This is a genomic window from Bacillus sp. AL-1R (genome assembly GCF_052180195.1).
Lineage (GTDB): Bacteria > Bacillota > Bacilli > Bacillales > Bacillaceae_G > Gottfriedia.
The window spans coordinates 2,214,527-2,234,260 of record NZ_CP197469.1; the positions used below are offsets into that span (position 1 = coordinate 2,214,527).

A 19,734-nucleotide genomic window follows, 5' to 3' on the forward strand; every position below is an offset into this window, starting at 1 on the left:
GTCTAAGTTGAAAAATCTTTCATTTCGATTCTTAGTCTTTGGACAAACTTTAGCGAATGCCGGGGATGTTTTTTATATAGTCGCTCTCATTTCCATTGTTTATGAGGTGACAAATTCGATGTTCTTTGTTTCGTTAGTTCCACTTTGTAATATGGTTTCGGGATTTTTGAGTAGTGTAATAGCGCCTTTGTTAATTGATAAATTCAATTTAAAGAAGATCCTATTCCTTTCACAACTTAATAAAACGCTTGTCTTACTTGTACTCACTCTCTTTACGTCATTTTATGTGACAGATCGTTCGATTTATCTAATATTTATCATAGTTTTTGCTATTTCATTTTTAGATGGTTGGGCAAACCCCGCGAGTAGTGCTATTATTCCAAGATTAGTTTCTGAAAAAGAGTTAATTAAAGCGAATAGTCTACTATCATCATTAAGTCAATTTATTCAATTAGCTGGTTGGGCAATAGGAGGAATATTAGTTGCTCTTCTCCATTCTAAAGGTTTATTTTGTTTAACATTTGCTCTCTATGTGTTATCAACGTACACAATCGCTTTAATAAAGTTGGAGAATTCAAGTGATGAAAAAAATGAATCAAATAACAATAAAATATCTTCTATTGTAGAGGGATGGAAGTTAATTATTGAAAATAAGACCTTGCGTACAATACACTTATTAATTTTCCTTAGTGCAATAGCAAGTCCTGTTTGGGTTTCTGCTATTCTTTATCCATTTATTCTAAATCGATTAAATGCAGGAACGGAATGGTGGGGATATATTAATACTTGTTTATTAATTGGTTTTTTTCTGGCAGGTATATACGGTTATAAACGATCGGAAATTCTAGAGAAGAAGATTTCATTTGTAATCATTTTAAGCAGTTTTTTTATTTTTGTATGTACCTTGGCGTTCGGGTTGAACACTATACCTTGGGTATCCCTAATATTCATCGCTATCTATGGTATCTTTCAAGAATTGAATAACATCTTTATTCATACACTTATTCAAAATATTGCTCAAGACAAGATTTTAGCAAAAGTTTATGCTGCTGAAGGTGCATTAATTATGATTACTTTTGGTATCTCAACAATGGTAATGGGTGTAATTGGAGAATATTTTAGTAGTGTTGCTGTGTTCCTAGTCGCATCCTTCTTTTTATGCATATCCTTTACAGTTGCTTTTAAAATGAAAAAGCAACTATCATTAACTGTTATTGATAAAATTTCAAGTATGGATAATTAGAGCTAGTTAGACTAAATAAAGAACAACTATTGGTATTAGTTGTTCTTTATTTTCTTTTTTCTTAAGTAACTAACGCTTGCGTTAGTTACTTAAGAAATGGTACTAATTTACATATAAATAAATAGCATTTTCCTTTTTTCTAAACCTTCCTTTTATTACTCCTATACCATCAACTGTAATAGCATCAATTTTTGCAATGGGAATATTTTTTAATATCATATGTAATCTAACTATATTTTGAATTCCGCCTTTCCAATATGTAATAACAGGTTGTTGAATAAGATAGTCTTCATTGTTAATTCTTACTTGAATAACATTCTTGTGTAAAAGTCTATCTTCAAATGGAACGATATTCATCGGATCAAAAGATTTTGCAGTTATTTCACCTTCAATAAATAGATGAATTCCTTTTTGTTGCTCAAAATTTTCAAATCTTTTTTTTCTACTTTGCATAGCAAAATTTATTACTGCGTCTGTTTCGGGAGTTATTTCTACCTCACTTACTTTTACAGTTCCATCGGAAAACTGCTTTAATAAATCGTATAGTGTTTCTTCTTTATTCCAAAAACTTTCTTTCCAACTTGGTGAAAACTCATCAAGTAATAAACACATAAATAATCCAGAACTATAACAACTCTTTCGGATATCTGACGTGGATTCGTATTTGTCTATAAGGTGTTGTCCATATTTTTTTAGAACTGAATTGTATGAATTTGGGCTTTTTTCCGAGTAAGCCTTTAGCTCAACATACCACGCAGGTCCTTCAATTGTTTCAATTAGATGTTCGTACTCTAGATGATCCTTGATTATGGTAGCTCTTTTTTCTCTAAATGCTATGAAAGTATTAAGATATTGTTTCTTATTAATAATATTATTTTCTAACACTGCGCTAAAAAGGCTAGCTCTTTCCTGATTTCGTAATTCCACATTTTCTTTTAATAAGGGATAAGTGATTCCCATTGTTTCATTCGCAAACCTTTTTTCACCCTTTACATATTGAAAACCGTGAAATAATTCGTGTACAAGAATAGAAAATAAACTTCCATAGTCCTCATACAATTCGAGATCTACAATTGCTGTTGGATAATCATCATAAAGAATAAGTGTACAACCATTATATTGTTCATCTCGCTGTAAAATTTGATATTGATTTTGTTGAGTTTTCGTCATTCTAGGATGGTTGAAAAGATACACATAACTATTATCATACAATGCGTAAGCAACTGATTCAAAACCTGCCCAATAATTATTAAAATTTGCATTTACTAATTCTTGGGCAATTTTATTAAGATTTTTATTCATCCCCTTCACCCTTATACAAAAAATCTATTATATTTAGATTCTCTTAGAGATAAAAAATTTCCTTTTTTTAAGACGAGCTTATACACCTAATTGGCAGATTAGTTGTATAAGGTAATATGTACCTGTTAAGTATCTTTATATTCTAATAATTATGATAAAATAAATTAGTAAGATTTGGTAAAAGTTAGGAGGGTGAAAATGAGTCAGTGGAAAGAGCAATCTTTATTAATTATTGGAATTGGAATTTCCAATCTTGGTAACTGGATTTATTTAATTGCATTAAATATTGCGATTCTAAATTTAACTGGTTCTGCTTCGGCGGTAGCAGGAATTTATGTTATTAGACCGATTGCAACTCTATTAACGAATACTTGGTCGGGAAGTATTATTGATCGAGTAAACAAGAGAAAAATCTTGATAACTGTTGATCTTATTCGAGGTAGTTTGATTTTTGTCATTCCATTCTTGACTTCAATTTGGAGTATTTATGGTTTTTTATTAGTAATAGGTATTTTTAGTTCGTTTTTTGGTCCAAGTTCAAACGTTTATATAACTAAGTTAATACCTTCCGAGAAAAAACAACGGTTTAATTCATTAATGAGTATGACGGGTTCGGGTGCATTCTTACTCGGTCCTGCTCTTGCAGGAATCCTGATTATGACTGTCGGAACAGATTTATGTATCTTCATTAATGCACTCAGCTTTTTTGTATGTGCTTTTTGTATTTACCTGCTACCAAATATTGATGTAAACACTGCTGGTTCAAGGAAAGTAGTTAGAATGAAAACACTAATTAATGACTGGAAAGTTGTTATTGAATTTGCGAAAGCTTCAAAGTTTTTTATTCTAATATTTTTACTATTTCAAGGAGCATTATTAATAGGATTCGCATTAGATTCACAAGAAGCTACTTTTATTAAACAGCATTTACATTTAACGGATCGAGACTATGGATTTATTACAAGTGTAACAGGAATAGGTTCCTTAGCTGGTTCTTTTCTAGCAACGTTATTTTCAGAAAAAGTTTCCATTCGAATTTACACTGCATTTGGAATGCTATTTACAACTATTTTTTATTTTTCTTTTTATTCTTCAGTAGGATTATTCAGTGCAAGTATTTCCTTCATACTTTTAGGATTTTTTATGTCTTTTACAAATTCAGGCTTTGCTACATTTTTTCAAAAATATGTACCTACTGAGATAATGGGGAGATTCGGTAGTTTATCAGATATGTTCCTTGGTATGATTCAAATTGGTTTAACGCTACTATTAGGATTTTTTGCAGAAGTTTTTTCATTACAACAGGTTTGTTTAATTTTTAGTGGTACAAGTATTCTTGTGAGTTTAATTCTAATTTTTAGAATGTTTTTTTCTCAAAATACAATAATATCAACCGATAAACAAAAATTACATAAAAGCAACTAATAAACTTATGCAACTAACACAGTGAGTTACTACAACAACATTACAACTTGTTGTTGTAGTAAATTGTAGTACAAAAAAAGGATAGATAGAGCATATATTATTCTGCTCATCAATCCTTTTTTAATTTACTCTTATAATGTCTGACATTAAATAAAAATATAATATTATTAAGGGTTTCACGAAATATCTTGACTTTTAATGAAACATTGCGCCCTGACTTTATTTATGTTTTATTAATTTAAAAGTAATTCATTACTTTTTAGGAAAACCACCTCATATAATTAGAATGAGGAGGGATCTGGATGGAGAACGTCGATTTTCATATACTTCAATGGTTTTTTGGTACTACACCGATTCTTGGTTTAACATTCATGATGTTTATTGCCTCATTGATTGGCAAACGCCTCACTTTACCAATTATTACAGTTATCGTAACATCATGCTTATGGTTTATTTGGAAATCGCTACCAAACGATATTTGGCATCGTATGGGGGCAGTTGGTGATGTTGGACTTTACCAACATATAATATTTGCACTAATCCTTGGTTTTGCTACATCAAGTATTATAGGATCATTTCAAAAAACTCATCCTGCTAAATAATATTAACATTAAATAGATCACCATTTTAAAAGCAATCAATGATTTTAGATTGAAGAATATAAATTACTAATAATGATGAGCTTCTCTAAAAAGAGGCTCCTTTTTTATTTTTACGAATTGAAAGCGAATTCATGAAAAAGAAACAAATATAATAAAAAAATCATTTGACTCTCCCCTTGGAGGAGGCTTTACATTATGTTTTGTAGAGTTTTAAAAGGAGTTGAGTTAAAATGAAAAAACAAAACATCATGTTAACTTTAGTATTAATTAATTTGTTTATTATATTTTTAGGAATCGGTTTAGTGATTCCAGTAACACCTTCAATTATGAATGAGCTAAATATATCTGGTACAATTGTCGGCTATATGGTAGCTGCATTTGCTATTACCCAATTATTTTTTTCACCAATTGCAGGTCGCTGGGTAGACCAGTTCGGTCGTAAAAATATGATACTAATCGGTTTAATAATCTTTAGTATCTCAGAGTTTTTATTCGGAATGGGTAAAACGATAGAGGTTCTTTTTATTTCACGTATGCTAGGTGGCATAAGTGCGGCATTCATAATGCCAGCTGTAACAGCATTTATCGCAGATGTTACAACAGTCGATACGAGAGCAAAAGCACTTGGCTATATGTCAGCTGCCATTTCAACAGGTTTTATTGTAGGACCAGGAATTGGAGGATTTTTAGCAGAGTATGGTCCACGTATCCCGTTTTTCTTTGCAGCAGGATTGGCGATATTCGCATGGATATTATCAATTACACTCCTTCCAGAGCCAGAACGATATCAAGAAAATATTGAAGAAAAAGGACAAAAACCAGGATTCAAACGTATTTTTGCACCGATGTATTTTATCTCGTTTATGGTAATATTCATTTCACAATTTGGTTTGTCTGCTTTCGAATCATTGTTTTCACTGTTCACAAATCATAAATTTGATTTTGCACCAAAAGACATAGCAATCATGATTACTGGCGGAGGGATTGTTGGTGCGATTGCTCAAGTAGTATTATTTGATCGATTAACAAAATGGATGGGTGAAATTCGACTTATCCGATATAGTTTAATTCTTTCTACAATACTAGTGTTCTTAATGACAATTGTAAGCTCATACTTTACGATTTTACTTGTAACAATTACAGTATTTTTAGGTTTTGATTTAATGCGTCCAGCTGTGACTACTTATTTATCTAAAATTGCTGGTAATGAACAGGGCTTTGTAGGCGGAATGAATTCGATGTTTACTAGTTTTGGAAATGTAATCGGACCTATAATAGGTGGAATCTTATTTGATATAGACTTAAACTATCCATTTTATTTTGCAACAGTCTTATTAGCGAGTGGCGTTGGTTTAACAATCGCTTGGAAAATGCCAGTCTATCGAACAGCATAATTAATATAAAAAAGCGTATTCTTTATTTTCGAATAAAGAATATGCTGCTTTTGATAAAATAAGAATGTGGAGGTGAATTAAGTGAAGGAAAAACTATATACAATAGGTGAAGTCTCTAAATTAGTAAATATTTCGATAAAAGCACTCCGATATTATGATAAAATCAATTTATTTAAACCAGCGTATGTCGATCCAGATACGAATTACAGGTATTATAAAGACTCACAAATTCATCTTCTCGATTTAATTAAATCATTGAAATATATTGGGACACCGTTAGAAGAAATGAAAGAAGTACAAACGTTAAAAAGGGATGAATTTTTCGCCTTTTTAACAGAACAAGAAAAGATTGTAAGAGAAAAGATTGATTCATTAATCGAAATTGAAAAAATTATCGCGAATGCAAAAAAAGGATTGCAAAAGCAAAAGGATTACCCTCTATTTGGTGAAGTGTTTTTTTCGTATGAAGAAGAAATGCAAATCATTCAAACAAAGGCTATTGGGATTGACCCGAAAAATATTTTAAACGCTTCATACAGTAAATTGAAAAAATTTGCTGCATCGACAGAAGGTTTTAGGAACAATGGGTATGGTGCAATTGTGCCATATAAGTCTTATACCCATATTAATGAAGTTACCTATCAATATTTATTTACACCCGTATTAACAAAAAAACAAACTACTTTGCTATTACCAGGTACCGAGGTATCAACCATCCCCGAAGGAAAATACATCTGTATAACTTATAAGAGTGTATCAACTGATGATTATTTTAAAAACTTACAAAGACTTATTCACTATATAGACAAACATCAACTAACAGTTAAAAGTGATATCTATGAGTCAATAATACATAATAATTATTCGCCGAATCAAAAAGAAGAATTTTTGATTGAAATGAGAGTATTGGTCGATGATGAAACAGAATAATTAGAAAAAATAGTATCCTTAATAGCTCATAAATAAAAGAGCGAGCAATCATAATGATTTTTAAACAGACTCTTTAAAGAGTCTTTTTTTATTTTTATGGTCCAACAATAAAATTATTTAATATAAAAATTAATTTATTGAATAAAAGAAGGGGGATTTATATAAAAATTAAATTTTCTAGTTCATCGAATCAATTTTATTAATATTTAAGTTTAACATTTTAATATTTTTATTAATTTTTATAAATAATTTTAAATTAGTGTTTGAAAAAATGAATTTTTAGTGTATGATAAGATTAAATATAAGAAAGGAGAATAGTATGTCGTATCCTTTACTCACTAATTGTCCTGTATGCAGCAAGTCACTTAAAATTACTAAGCTTCATTGTAAGCATTGTCAGACAACGATTGAAAATGAATTTGAGGTATCAAAATTAGCGGCTTTAGGGCAAGAACAACTCCATTTTATTGAGATCTTTCTTAAATGCCGCGGAAATATCAAAGAGGTTGAAAAGGAACTAGGAATTTCTTATCCGACCGTCAGGGGAAAATTAGATGAAATAATCTCTACCCTAGGATATTCCACTCAGAAGAAACCAGAAATAGATAAATCGAAAATTGTTACTTTATTGGAAAAAGGCGAAATTACAGCCGAAAAAGCCATTCAATTATTAAAAGAGGGGGACTTTTAATGAAAGACGAGATTTCAAGAATCTTAACGCTTATGGAAGAAGGAAAGATTGATAAGGATAAAGCAAGTGAATTAATTAATATTTTACAAGATAAAAATCAGCCAGAACGTATAACACTAAAAAAAGAACCATATGGAAATAAAATATTAAAGATTCGTGTCAACTCTGAAGTAGGAGATAATGTTAATGTTAATTTGCCAATTAATCTCGTGAAGGCAGTTTTAAAAGTAGGTACAAATATTGCTGAAAAAATACCAGAAGCTGAAAAATATATAAAAGATATTAACGTTGATCTGTTAATTGAGGCAATCGAAAACGAAATGGTCGGACAAATCGTTGACATCACTTCATCAAACGGCGATAAAGTTTTTGTTGTGATTGAGTAGATTATGTTAAAGGTCAAAGTGAAAATAGAAGGAAAACGATTTTCCATTCCTGTACCTTATGCCGTTTTAAATTTAGCTAGTTTGATCATCTCATCTAAATGGCTTAATCGTTTAATTAATAAAGCCATTAACAAAAATGGCAACAAATTCAATTTCCCTGAAATAGATCGAAAAGATTTGAAGCCTTTACTTCACGGTCTTTCTAATAACAAGGGACTAATTCTTGTTGATACGAAATTAAAAGATGGAACAGAGGTAGTAGTAAAGCTATAAAATTCATTCTATTAAACATTTAATTATATTTCACAAATTGTTTAAATAAGTAGTTTATAATAATATTATGTAAACTACTTGTAAAAAACCCCATTTAAAAAAGTGGGGTTTTTTCCGATTAATAATCTTCATCATCCCAAACATTACTTGCATTTTGCGTTCGATTCATCATTTTTGCTAAATAAAGTTCAGTCGTTTGAATACTTTCATGCCCTAAACTTCTACTAACTTGATAAATGCTTGCACCTTTTTCAATTGAACGACAAGCATAATGATGTCGGAAGAAGTGAGGACTAATATTGTTCGTTCGATTATGATCTATTACAAAAGGTAACTCAGAATCTTTTATCATTTTAATGACAAAATTTGATAAATATTTAAACGAATAATGTTTATTCAGTTTATTTGGAAAAAATGGAGTTGAATCGGTTTTAGAAATTTGATTTGATAAACCACGTCGACTCCTTAGTTTACATAAATCTACAAATACATGATTTAATAATTTAACTTCTCGTTTTTTATTTCCTTTTCCAACAATTTCAAGCCAATAACCGTTTGAATCCTTAGTAACTTTACCCCAATTTGCCTCAGCAAGTTCTCGAATACGCATACCAGTTGTAGCTAATAACTTAATTAATGTTGTCTTTAAAATATTTCCACTATAAAAATTCAATAATGCTTTAACTTCATTTTCTTCTAAATCGCGATTTGGTAAATCATCTTTTGTAATTTTCGCATTTAATATTCGAGTATATAAAGGTATTTGTACATAATGACTATCAAATAAAAACTTAAAAAAGCTTTTTAGTATGACAAGTTTTCTTGAAAGAGTTGTAACACGATATTGTTGCTTGTTTGACCCGTACTCATAAGTAGTCAGCCATTGTTGATATGAATCGATATGTCTTTGTTTTAAATTTTTGAAAAAAGAAGTTTCTATATAAGATTCTACATCCTGACGCAAAAATTCCTCACTCTTCATCAAGTATCGAAAAAACTGCATTAATTCCCTTATGTATTCCATCTTTGTACTATCTTTTCGTTGTTTCGATTTTTGAATATCTTTTCTTTGATGGACAAAATAATAAATCATATCTAAATCAGAAAACCCTTCATAGATCATCCGGTGATTTTTTTCATTTTCAAACTTTGTTTGTAGAAGGATCGGAAAATATGTTTCATCTATTAAATACTCAATAATATTGGATTCATGAAGATTTTTAGTTGGTAAATGGATTGAATTTGCAATAATTAGATTTGGTTTTACTAACATATTACTCACCTCATAAACTATTATACATAAATCAAAGTATTTATAGTATAAATGCGTATACTTTTTTCAGTTAAATAATATCTATCTGTTTTTTATAAATTCTAATTTATAAAAATTGAATTAGGTAGAAAAATACACCATTATTCTATCTTAAACAAATGTCGTATAATTCATTATTTATAAATAAATGAATTTATTTTTATGTAGTTAATTACTTTCTAATAATTTGTTGGAAATATTTATGATATAATAAGTCTACAAAACAATGAAAAAGGAAGAATTTAAATGTTAGAACAAGATCAAAAAACGAAAGAGATTGTGACAACAAATGAGGCTGTAGAACTGTTAGGTGTATCAAAACAAACGATTTACAATTATGTTAAGACTGGGAAACTTAATCTTGTTTATGAGGATTGGCAAATCGATGGAACAATGAGGTTTTACCTAGATGATCTTAATCAGTTAAAATCTCAAACTGTAAAACCAGTCGGACTAACTGTACTTGAAACAGCTAAATTATTAGGAGTATCAAAAGCAACAATCCATCAATATATAAAAAAAGGAAAAATCCGCGCAAGTAAAGTAAATTTTAAAGGTAGACTAACTGTATTTATTCCAGAAGAAGAAATTGAAAATCTAAAATTCTCAAATTCATCAAGAAAAAAATCTTTTTTTACAAAAGACTTAGAATTTTACTTATTTGGACTTTATGAAATAGTAAACTCGAATGAAAAAGCTCGAATTATCGAGCTTAATGAAACCAATGAAATCGTAGCAAAAACAAATATGGGTGAACTTTTAAATAAAGAAGAACTTACAAGCCGTGGTTTTAGAAAAGCTTATGAAATGAAAAAAGCCAGTCATAGTACGAAAAGAGGTATGATTTCTTTTCAATTTCCAATACCTCAGTCAATTAATGCTCCGATTTTTGGTATTATCGATTCATTTTATAAACACATTGGACATCAAAATATGAATCTTTATATAAAGGGCAACTCAATTAAGGTAGAAATAAAACCAATTAAACTACCATATCCTGATGCCCAAATTGAACAAGATTTTGAAATTTTACAAAACTGTTTAACTGATGGTAAGCTTTCTACTAGACCAGGTTTTATAGTGTTTACGAGTAATCAAGAACAACTAACTATTTTTGTGAAAGATTCAATAAAAGAAAAGATTAAACAAATTGCACTAAATCATCATACCGGAATTGAGGATATTACTGAGAAGCTTTTGCTTATTGGATTAAAAGAATTTGAAAAAAACAACTCTTTTAATGACTAAAATTATCCTACAATTTCCGACAATGAGATGGGTACTTGTCTTAGAATTCAAATCTCGATGCGTCTATTAAACTAGTTTTGATAATTCTGAAAATAGTAAAAAGGGGAATGAAAATGAAGTTTATCGATTTAAGAAGTGACACTGTAACAAATCCAACAGATGAAATGAGACAAGCCATGTTTTTAGCCGAAGTCGGTGATGATGTTTATGGGGATGATCCAACTGTACAAAAATTAGAATTTCTAGCTGCTTCCATGATTGGGAAAGAAGCTGCTTTATTTGTACCAAGTGGAACATTTGGTAACCAACTTGCATTGTTTACACATTGTAATCGTGGTAGTGAAGTTATTCTTGGGGAGGATTGTCATATATTCGAACATGAAGTTGGAGCTGCTTCAGTGATTGCCGGAGTTCACTTAAGAACATTACAGACAACTCACGGCAAGATGGATCTTAATCGAATTAGACATTCGATCCGACCTGATGATATCCATTATCCTGAAACTTCATTGATTTGTTTAGAAAATGCCTATTCAAATGGATCTGTCGTTCATATCGATTATATGAAACAAGTATATAGTATAGCAAAGGATGCAAATATACCTGTACATTTAGATGGTGCAAGAATATTTAACGCGGCTACTTATTTAAAAACGGATGTTAAAGAATTATCTCAATATAGTGACAGCGTGATGTTTTGTTTATCAAAAGGACTTTGTGCACCAGTAGGTTCAATACTTGCGGGTAGTAAAGAATTTATTGAAAAAGCGAAAAAGAAACGTAAATTATTAGGTGGAGGGTGGAGACAATCTGGATTTTTAGCAGCCGCTGGTATAATTGCATTAGAAAAAATGACAAAACGATTACATGAAGATCATGAAAATGCTCAATATTTAGCTAATAGATTAAGGGAAATCCCAGGAATTCATGTTAATACGTCTCAACTTCATATCAATTTAGTATTCTTCCATATAACAGATATGAGAAGAAGTCCTGAAGAAATTGAACAAATTTTTAAAGAGAACGGAATTATCATTTTTGCGCCTGATGAAGATGGCATGATGCGATTTGCTACACATTACTGGATTACGAAAAATGATATTGATAAAGTAATTGATGTGATGAAAACAATATAAATTTTGGGTAAGATTAAAAAAAAGAGGAATTTTCCTCTTTTTTTTGGGGTCTATTTGCGTTAATGGTCAAATTTGTCCTCCATATAAACTGAGGTTCACAAAAATGGTTTGAAAAAGAAGCAACCTTGGGATTGTTCCTAAAGAATTACATAAATAATATTACATCTCTTTAAAATACTTTAAACGGTAATAACTGTTATATCCAAGGAAAAACATATATGCAATTACTAATAGTAACAACATTATTATATCTACACCCATCAAGGAAAATGCAAAAATTAAGGCTCCAAATAAAATAACCATCATGTCATATGCTTTTGCCTTTGCTTGATTAGCGATTGCCAAATTACGCTCATCTTTTTTGTCAATCTCTAGTTGCTTTGCTGCGACAGGATTTTTCTTCATGACTAAACGGTTCAATATTTCTCCCATACTATGACCAAAAATACTACAGCCAAGCCCAACACAAATATAAGGCAACACTCGTAACAAACCTTGTGGATTTCCAATTGTTTTGATGAAGTATATACCGCTTATTAGTAGTACTAAGGCTACTACGGCCAGATAATAAATCGAATTATTTTTTTTCATATACTTTCATCCTCCTCATAAATAAAAATTTCTTCGATACTCATACCAAAAAAACGAGCAATCTTGAATGCTAAGAGAATAGATGGGTTATAACGCCCGTTTTCTAGTGAACCGATCGTTTGTCTTGACACTTCAAGAGCTGATGCTAATTCCTCTTGCTTGATTCCACGTTGTTTACGGATTTCTTCTAAACGATTTAGCAACGTTTCCCCCCCTTAGTTATGGAAAGTTTACTTTCCATAAAGTGAGTTTATCTTGCAACAAAATTAATGTCAAGCGCGCTTTCCATTTGAGGAGAGTTCTTATATTCCACCGATAGTTAGTTAATTGTATACTTGAAAAATATTCATCTACTATAAAAGTGTAGTAAATAATAACGGAATTATCAGGAAACTGTTGTGGATTAGAAAGGCCAAAGAGGAACAATTGCTCTTTATTATTTTTGAGGACTATTAAATGGAAATCTTTATTCATTAGATAAGAAGTTTTAAAAACAGTGATCTAAATTCCAATATATGGTAAAATTTATTAGGGGAGTATTTAATTTTTTAGGGGGCTCACTATGAAAAATAAATACATTGTACTATGTCTACTTTTATTTAATGCATCAATTACAGGTGGCTTAGCACTTAAAAATGTTTTTGAGTTTTCGATGATTTTCGGTGCGGGAATAGGATTTATATTTTTAACATGCGCTATTTACTTTGTTGGAAAAGAACAGAAGAAAATAAATGTAGGTTAAATTTACTGTTCAACTAAAACTATTCATAAATTTTATATGTAGTAGAAAATAATTTTAGGAGTCTGCTATGGAAATTTCTTTAATAAAACATTATTTTCACTAAATGCTAAATAGATTTTTTCTAAAGTAAGTAAAGTGCATTCGTTTTATAGAATAATCGCATTTATTAGTTTTAAATTTTAGAGGAGTTTTTACATATTTCAGAGAAAAAGTTAGTAATGGGAATACATACTAAAATTTATTATGGAGGATGAAAAAATGGAAGAAGTAATTGAAAAAGCAATACAAGATATCTATCCCGATGATTTCGCTTGGTGTTATGGGTGTGGTCGATTAAATAAAGACGGTCATCATCTTCGAACTGGTTGGCAAGGTGATAAAACTGTTACGATCTTTACACCGGAATCAAAGTACATGGGAATTCCGGGTTTTATTTATGGTGGACTAATCGCTTCGTTAATTGATTGTCATGGGACAGGTTCTGCATCACTTGCTTTACACCGTAAAAATGGAAACGAAATAGGAGATGGCTCAGTACCCCCTAGATTTGTAACCGCTGCCCTAAATGTGGAATATCTTAAACCTACTCCACAAGATGTTCCACTAAAAGCGGTTGGTACTGTTGAAGAAATCCATCCTAAAAAATGGAAGGTTCATACAGAATTATACGCAAATGATCTTCTTTGTGCACGTGGAGAGGTAGTTCTTGTTGTCATGCCTAGTACATTTTTAAAATAAAACACTTAAACAAGTTCTTAGTAATAATCACATGCTTTATTAATGATAGTATCAAAACCAATCGGGTTACTGTTATTGGTACTACAGTATATGAAGTATACCGAACTATATCAAGTATAGGAACGAAAAGAACCTTAATCATTAAGGTTCTTTTATTAGTTTAGTGATAATTTCTCTATTAACATAGGAATCTGTTTACTTTTCCCCAAAACACTTTATTTGAAATTCATATAGCATATTCATTTGCCACTATTCTTTCAAACAACAAGAAGTTTGTTTTCACTTCCATAACAAATCCTGTATCGTGTTTTGTATCATCAAGTATGACATAAGATAAGAGGTGGAAATATCGGTGTATATCTACCCAGTTCATTCCGTGACTTTCTTTAATTGCTTCATATAAATTGGATGGACCATATAGATGGCCTTCTTTTGTTTCAAATTGATCATAATGGTTTTTTCTACGTTCAAAATCATAGACAATTTCATACGTTTCAACAGATAATTCCTCATCTTTGAATAGAACGTAATTGTTTAAACCTTCTGTTAAATAATTACTGAAAAAGGTACTTAGTTGAAGCAAATACCTTTCAAGAGATTTATATTCTTTATGTAAGGTGAACTCAACATCAATCATGTCCCCTTGGTCTTCGAATGTAAATGACAACGAACAAAACTCCTCATTAATAGAAATCATGTTCTCTTCATTTAAACGACGAGCAATTGTTGATGCAAATGAATTTTCTACGCTACAGAAACGGATATAATGTGTTAATTGTCGATTGATAAATTCGAATATTGGTCCTAACTCTTTATATTGAGGAGAAAGGTGAAAAACGGTATCAAAAGCGACTTCAGGAGATACAAGGGCTTTCGTAGCCCTTATATCAAAAGTTACAACTTTTTCTTTTGAACCCTCATTTTTTTCTATTAGAGAATCAAAAAATATGGAAGTATCTTGTATTAATTTATTCATCACATCATGACTCCTTAAATTCTAGAATTTGTTTTAATAAGATTTGCATTTGCTCTAAATCATCAATTTCAGGATACCGTTTAATACGGTGTATTGTTTTAATGATATTAAGCATTTGAAACTGTTCTAATTTTGTTAGTTTTTTCCCATCTATTGAGATTAGTGGTGCGGTAAATAAATCGTCGATGGATATATTTCCTTCAAAAAGTTGATTGCTAGACTCACTTGGAAGTTCGATAACATCTGATAATTGAAATTCAAGGATATCTGTTAATTTCTTTAGAAGTTCGGAAGAAGGTTTTGAAGAACCGTTTTCTATTTTCGATAAATATCCTGGAGTTATGTCTAGATAACCTGAAAGTGTTCTCAACTTAATGTCTTTCTTCAATCTATTTTCTTTAATGAATGCTCCGATATTGTTCACTTTATATTTCATTGCATCACCTCATTTTTGTATAACCAATGTATCACATTCGTTTCCTTTAGTAAACATTTGTTGTTTACCAAAGGAAACGAATTCTATAAATTACTGATATGGACGTAAAATTGTAAGGTTAAATGTTGAAAAAGAAGAGTTTCCATATGCGGCATTAACGAAGCTTTCTCCTTTGATCCTTAAATTGAAGATGTTTAGTATTCATTTATGAACAAAGAAAAATCCGTATGTGAAGTTGGTGAAATGAAGGAATTCACTGATGCAGACCATTTGAAAAAAAGTAATCAAATGGATTGATTGATCATCTAAATCTTTTTAAGTAAGGTTACTCTGATGTGTTAACCATTTGTAGTACACACTTTTCTTTTAGTAGAAATTTGTATATTCATTTTTTATAGGCTATAATACGTTAAACCATTTCTTTACCCGAGCTCCACGTTTGCACTTCCCCCTATTCTTAAATGAATAGGGGTTTTTATTTTGTAAAATAAAAAAAGTCAGCTTCTAGAAATAGAATCCGACTTTTTTTATATTATGCTTTTTGAACGTTAGTTGCTTGTGGTCCGCGTTGTCCTTGTTCTACATCAAAAGTAACTGCTTGACCTTCGTCTAATGATTTAAATCCTTCAGACTGAATTGCTGAAAAGTGAACAAATACATCATCACCATTTTCACGCTCGATGAATCCAAAACCTTTTTCTGCATTGAACCATTTTACTTTACCATGTTCCATATTTTATTGCCTCCTTATGTGTTTAAACACATTTAATGTTATTACTATAACAATTTAAAGGAAGATAATCAAATTGTCATACGAAAAAAATAGGACTTTCCACTTATTTAATTGGAAATTAAAGGATTTTCTTCAAATTTTATCGTTTTCCTTAGAAAATAGATGCGATCAACAATGAGTAATAAATGATTAGATAGACACCAGCCCTATATTTTCTTCATATGATACTGAGTAAAATTAAAAAGTATGAAGAGAGTGATCAATATGTCAACTTGTCAAAAACTTGCCGATATGATTGGAGGAGTAGTTGTTCAAGCTACACCTGTATGTGTAATTATGCGTCTTCGTGATATTAATGCAACTATTTTAGGTCGTAGGACTCGTTCTCCATTAGCACTTCCATTTATGCTATCTTTTGAGGATAATGGTTTAAACCTTGGTGAATCAGTTGTCCGCCAGAAAGAAATTAACCCACTAATGACTGCTTTACGTAAAAGGGGAATTACAGTGACTGCAGTTCATAACCATTGGCTGTTTGATAAACCAAGATTGATGTATATGCATTGGGAAAATGTTAATTTAGATCCAGCTGAATTTACAAAAGTTAGTTTTGAAGCGGCAAAGGAAGCAGGTTTATTTTAAAGATACTTACTTGAAACAAAAGTGATTAAAATTATATAAAGTAAAAAAACAAATTATTGCAATCGAAAGAGCAATTGGACAAACCACTGTTCCGATTGCTTTTTTTAATTAGTTTTCTTTTTTCAAAAACTACTTTATGAAGTATGTTTAGGTAGTACTGCAAGCATTGGATGATATTCCGTAGTCATGATTCCAGCGATCTTTGCTGGATCTTCTTCGATCAGTTTTGGGAATTTTTCCTCATTTTCAACTTCAATTATTGAATCCAATGAGGTAAAGAAGGATTTCGAACTGGCCCAAATACTAGATTATTATCCGCCATTCTAAATTTACCTCCAGTTATTCTAACGATTTAAACACCTAAATATTTCACAAATTAGGTTCGAATACACTTCAAAATTTAAGAAATGCAGTAGGATATACTCTTTTGTCTTTTTTATTAATAATTTTTAATTGTACAATTCAACAAAAAAGTTTTATTATTAGTTTACAATGTAAACAGTTTATAAAATAAACTAATGTAAGGAGTGAGATGATGCCAGATTTTCAAAATGCAATCGATTTAACAAATTCGTTTGTTTCTATTGCGCGTCAGCTTAAAAGAATAAACTTACAAACCGCAACAAAACTTGGGATAACCTTCCAGCAGTTAATAATTCTAAATTCAATTCGAAATAATGAAGGTCTATCACAAAAAGAATTAACTGAACGAATTAGTACTGCTAAAAGCAGAGTAAGTCTTAGTATTGATGAGTTGGAGAAGAAAAATTATGTAAAAAGAGAAACATCAACTATTGATCGCCGAGAAACACAATTATTTTTAACACCTGATGGGGAAGCTTTATGTCAACGGTATCGTGAAGAATCAGAAGCATATAAAAGTTTAGCAAATTCACTGGAACAATTTTCACAGGATGAGCTTACTATACTTATAGACATGCAAAAAAAAATTTTAACTGATTTATTAAATGAACAAACGAATTGTTCGAAATAAGGAGGACGTATCATTATGTCAGGATGGGGTGGTGGACCTCCAATGGGTCCCCATGGTTTTGGGCGGATGAAATTTGATGAAAACGCACAAAAACCAAATATTACAAAGGCAATATTACTTAGAATTGGAAAATATTTTATTCCGTATTGGAAACAAACTTTACTTGTCGTGCTTATATTATTAATTACTTCAGTACTAGGCATTTTACCGCCGATCATCATTCAACATATTGTTGATACTGCATTACCAAACAAAGATTTAAGTCTTTTAATCTATCTCGTACTTGCCTCACTTAGTACGACGATTATTTCAGGGTTATTAGGTGTGTATCAAAATTATTTAAATGCATATGTTTCTCAAAAAATTATTTACGATATGAGAAACCAAATGTATCTTCATTTACAACAAATGCCACTCCAATTTTTTTCTAATGTAAAGCAAGGTGAAGTAATTACTCGAATGACGAGTGATATTTCAGGTGTTAAAGCTGTATTTGATAATACAATAGTGAATTTCGCTAATAATCTATTCATCTTAATTTCAACTGCTACCACACTGTTAATAGTGAATTGGAGGCTTGGGATATTAGGGTTAATCATTGTACCATTATTTATTCTACCGACGCGTAAAATGGGTAATGTTCGTTGGAGTATTTCAAAACAAACACAGGAAAAGACAAGTGAGCAAAATCATATTATACAAGAAACATTAAATATTAGTGGTTATTTATTAATGAAGCTTTTTACAAAGGAACAAAGGGAATTTAAAAATTTTGATGACATTAATGTACAGGCTACTAATCTTAAAATAAAGGAATCGATGGCAGGGCGCTGGTTTATGATGATTCTATCAACCTTTACTAGCATCGGCCCAATGCTCATTTATTTATATGGTGGATATTTATATATTCACGATCAGATTACAATTGGAGCGATTATTAGCTTTGTTGCATTACTTGGTCGTTTATACGGACCAGTTGGACAATTAACCAATCTTTATGTAAATATTACAAGTTCAATCGCTTTATTTGAACGTATTTTTGAATATTTCGATATGAAATTAACGATTAAAGATCGTGATGATGCTACCGAAATGAATGTTACTCATTTAGATATTGAATTTAGCGATGTATCATTTTCATACCAGAAGGATAAAACAGCATTGCGAAATATTTCTTTTATTGCTCCATCTGGTACGATGACTGCATTAGTTGGTCCGAGTGGTGCTGGTAAAACAACAATCACTAATTTAATTCCTCGTTTGTATGATTTGACATCAGGCTCAATCAAAATTGGCGGTCGTGATATTAGAGAATTCACGCTAGAATCATTACGGTCTCATATTGGACTTGTTACACAGGATAGCTATTTATTTAATGGAACGATTAAAGAAAACTTATTATATGCAAGCCCGGATGCATCAGATGAAGAAATTATGAATGCTTGTAAGGCAGCATATATTCACGATTTCATAATGGGCTTACCAAAAGGTTATGAAACAATTGTTGGAAATCGAGGAATCAAGCTTTCAGGAGGCGAAAAACAAAGAATTTCAATCGCTCGTGTATTATTGAAAAACCCTGAAATTATTATTCTTGATGAAGCAACTTCCTCGTTAGATACCTTATCTGAATTTTATATTCAAAGTGCAATACAAGGATTATTAAAAAATAAAACGTCCATAGTGATCGCACACCGACTTTCAACGATTATGGCTGCCGATCATATCATTGTGTTAAAGGATGGGCAAATCGTTGAAGAAGGCAAAAATGAAGAGTTGTTAATGAAAAATGGATTATATAAAGAATTATACAATAAACAATTTGGTAGAAAAGCAATCGCATCAATTGAATAAAGAAAAAGCACAGAATTTAATCTGTGCTTTTTTTCATTATGTATGTGTAAATTCATTAACCAATTTTTGACGTACTCTTCCTACTT

At 30.7% G+C, this 19,734-nt stretch carries 23 protein-coding genes; 15 read left to right on the top strand and 8 right to left on the bottom strand.

Annotated features, from left to right (window positions below; genetic code table 11):
- Window positions 1-7: 7 nt before the first annotated feature.
- Window positions 8-1,243 carry an MFS transporter gene (locus tag ACSBO6_RS10325; protein WP_180232984.1) on the top strand — a complete coding sequence of 412 codons (1,236 nt, stop codon included), beginning with the start codon at window positions 8-10 and terminating at the stop codon, window positions 1,241-1,243.
- A 102-nt stretch (window positions 1,244-1,345) separates the two neighbouring features.
- Here ACSBO6_RS10325 and ACSBO6_RS10330 read toward each other — a convergent pair whose 3' ends face one another.
- Window positions 1,346-2,545 carry a hypothetical protein gene (locus ACSBO6_RS10330; RefSeq protein WP_098847299.1) on the bottom strand — a complete coding sequence of 400 codons (1,200 nt, stop codon included), beginning with the start codon at window positions 2,543-2,545 and terminating at the stop codon, window positions 1,346-1,348.
- A 198-nt stretch (window positions 2,546-2,743) separates the two neighbouring features.
- Between ACSBO6_RS10330 and ACSBO6_RS10335 the strand changes: the two genes are divergently transcribed.
- The 7 genes from ACSBO6_RS10335 (at window position 2,744) to ACSBO6_RS10365 (ending at window position 8,246) form a co-directional block, all read left to right on the top strand.
- Entirely contained in the window at window positions 2,744-3,970 is a 1,227-nt protein-coding gene (locus ACSBO6_RS10335) for an MFS transporter (protein WP_098847296.1), read from the top strand.
- A 302-nt stretch (window positions 3,971-4,272) separates the two neighbouring features.
- Window positions 4,273-4,572, top strand: a complete 300-nt coding sequence (locus tag ACSBO6_RS10340) for a hypothetical protein (RefSeq protein WP_098847293.1) — start codon at window positions 4,273-4,275, stop codon at window positions 4,570-4,572.
- Between the two features lie 230 nt (window positions 4,573-4,802).
- A complete protein-coding gene (gene norA, locus ACSBO6_RS10345) occupies window positions 4,803-5,966 on the top strand; it encodes a multidrug efflux MFS transporter NorA (protein WP_098847290.1) in 1,164 nt (387 codons plus the stop codon).
- A gap of 81 nt (window positions 5,967-6,047) precedes the next feature.
- Entirely contained in the window at window positions 6,048-6,896 is an 849-nt protein-coding gene (locus ACSBO6_RS10350; RefSeq protein ID WP_098847288.1) for a MerR family transcriptional regulator, read from the top strand.
- A 319-nt stretch (window positions 6,897-7,215) separates the two neighbouring features.
- A complete protein-coding gene (locus ACSBO6_RS10355) occupies window positions 7,216-7,587 on the top strand; it encodes a DUF2089 domain-containing protein (protein WP_098845886.1) in 372 nt (123 codons plus the stop codon).
- On the top strand, window positions 7,587-7,973 hold the full coding sequence (locus tag ACSBO6_RS10360; protein WP_098845887.1) for a hypothetical protein: 387 nt from the start codon (window positions 7,587-7,589) through the stop codon (window positions 7,971-7,973). The genes ACSBO6_RS10355 and ACSBO6_RS10360 overlap by 1 nt, the downstream gene beginning before the upstream one ends.
- Window positions 7,974-7,976: 3 nt before the next feature.
- A complete protein-coding gene (locus ACSBO6_RS10365) occupies window positions 7,977-8,246 on the top strand; it encodes a hypothetical protein (RefSeq protein WP_498844632.1) in 270 nt (89 codons plus the stop codon).
- Between the two features lie 118 nt (window positions 8,247-8,364).
- Here the strand turns inward: ACSBO6_RS10365 and ACSBO6_RS10370 are convergent, their stop codons facing one another.
- Window positions 8,365-9,519 carry a tyrosine-type recombinase/integrase gene (locus tag ACSBO6_RS10370; RefSeq protein ID WP_098845889.1) on the bottom strand — a complete coding sequence of 385 codons (1,155 nt, stop codon included), beginning with the start codon at window positions 9,517-9,519 and terminating at the stop codon, window positions 8,365-8,367.
- A gap of 285 nt (window positions 9,520-9,804) precedes the next feature.
- Here ACSBO6_RS10370 and ACSBO6_RS10375 point away from each other — a divergent pair, with 285 nt between their 5' ends.
- On the top strand, window positions 9,805-10,806 hold the full coding sequence (locus tag ACSBO6_RS10375; protein WP_098846116.1) for a helix-turn-helix domain-containing protein: 1,002 nt from the start codon (window positions 9,805-9,807) through the stop codon (window positions 10,804-10,806).
- A gap of 113 nt (window positions 10,807-10,919) precedes the next feature.
- On the top strand, window positions 10,920-11,942 hold the full coding sequence (gene ltaE, locus ACSBO6_RS10380) for a low-specificity L-threonine aldolase (protein WP_098845890.1): 1,023 nt from the start codon (window positions 10,920-10,922) through the stop codon (window positions 11,940-11,942).
- A gap of 159 nt (window positions 11,943-12,101) precedes the next feature.
- Here the strand turns inward: ltaE and ACSBO6_RS10385 are convergent, their stop codons facing one another.
- Entirely contained in the window at window positions 12,102-12,533 is a 432-nt protein-coding gene (locus tag ACSBO6_RS10385) for a hypothetical protein (RefSeq protein WP_098845891.1), read from the bottom strand.
- Window positions 12,530-12,736: a helix-turn-helix transcriptional regulator gene (locus ACSBO6_RS10390; RefSeq protein ID WP_498844633.1), complete on the bottom strand. Its 207-nt coding sequence runs from the start codon at window positions 12,734-12,736 to the stop codon at window positions 12,530-12,532. Before ACSBO6_RS10390 ends, ACSBO6_RS10385 begins: the two co-directional genes overlap by 4 nt.
- Before the next feature lie 359 nt (window positions 12,737-13,095).
- On the opposite strand from ACSBO6_RS10390, the gene ACSBO6_RS10395 reads away from it, so the two are divergent.
- Window positions 13,096-13,275 (top strand): hypothetical protein, encoded by a 180-nt coding sequence (locus ACSBO6_RS10395; RefSeq protein WP_498844634.1) that lies wholly within the window; start codon window positions 13,096-13,098, stop codon window positions 13,273-13,275.
- A gap of 258 nt (window positions 13,276-13,533) precedes the next feature.
- Window positions 13,534-14,013, top strand: a complete 480-nt coding sequence (locus tag ACSBO6_RS10400) for a PaaI family thioesterase (protein ID WP_098845893.1) — start codon at window positions 13,534-13,536, stop codon at window positions 14,011-14,013.
- Between the two features lie 226 nt (window positions 14,014-14,239).
- On the opposite strand, the gene ACSBO6_RS10405 is transcribed toward ACSBO6_RS10400, so the two are convergent.
- From ACSBO6_RS10405 to ACSBO6_RS10415, 3 genes are all read right to left on the bottom strand, one after another.
- Window positions 14,240-14,989 (bottom strand): hypothetical protein, encoded by a 750-nt coding sequence (locus ACSBO6_RS10405; RefSeq protein ID WP_098845894.1) that lies wholly within the window; start codon window positions 14,987-14,989, stop codon window positions 14,240-14,242.
- Between the two features lie 4 nt (window positions 14,990-14,993).
- Window positions 14,994-15,425: a helix-turn-helix domain-containing protein gene (locus tag ACSBO6_RS10410; protein ID WP_498844635.1), complete on the bottom strand. Its 432-nt coding sequence runs from the start codon at window positions 15,423-15,425 to the stop codon at window positions 14,994-14,996.
- Between the two features lie 532 nt (window positions 15,426-15,957).
- Window positions 15,958-16,158, bottom strand: a complete 201-nt coding sequence (locus ACSBO6_RS10415) for a cold-shock protein (RefSeq protein WP_098845896.1) — start codon at window positions 16,156-16,158, stop codon at window positions 15,958-15,960.
- Window positions 16,159-16,422: 264 nt separating this feature from the next.
- Here ACSBO6_RS10415 and ACSBO6_RS10420 point away from each other — a divergent pair, with 264 nt between their 5' ends.
- Complete coding sequence (locus tag ACSBO6_RS10420; RefSeq protein WP_098845897.1) at window positions 16,423-16,800, top strand: DUF1259 domain-containing protein; 378 nt, start codon at window positions 16,423-16,425, stop codon at window positions 16,798-16,800.
- Between the two features lie 134 nt (window positions 16,801-16,934).
- Here ACSBO6_RS10420 and ACSBO6_RS10425 read toward each other — a convergent pair whose 3' ends face one another.
- Window positions 16,935-17,069, bottom strand: a complete 135-nt coding sequence (locus tag ACSBO6_RS10425) for a hypothetical protein (RefSeq protein WP_286138300.1) — start codon at window positions 17,067-17,069, stop codon at window positions 16,935-16,937.
- A 266-nt stretch (window positions 17,070-17,335) separates the two neighbouring features.
- Between ACSBO6_RS10425 and ACSBO6_RS10430 the strand changes: the two genes are divergently transcribed.
- Together ACSBO6_RS10430 and ACSBO6_RS10435 are read left to right on the top strand one after the other, a co-directional pair.
- Window positions 17,336-17,794, top strand: coding sequence for a MarR family winged helix-turn-helix transcriptional regulator (locus ACSBO6_RS10430; protein WP_180232905.1), 459 nt, complete (start codon window positions 17,336-17,338; stop codon window positions 17,792-17,794).
- A 15-nt stretch (window positions 17,795-17,809) separates the two neighbouring features.
- A complete protein-coding gene (locus ACSBO6_RS10435; RefSeq protein ID WP_286138301.1) occupies window positions 17,810-19,648 on the top strand; it encodes an ABC transporter ATP-binding protein in 1,839 nt (612 codons plus the stop codon).
- Window positions 19,649-19,734: the final 86 nt, after the last annotated feature.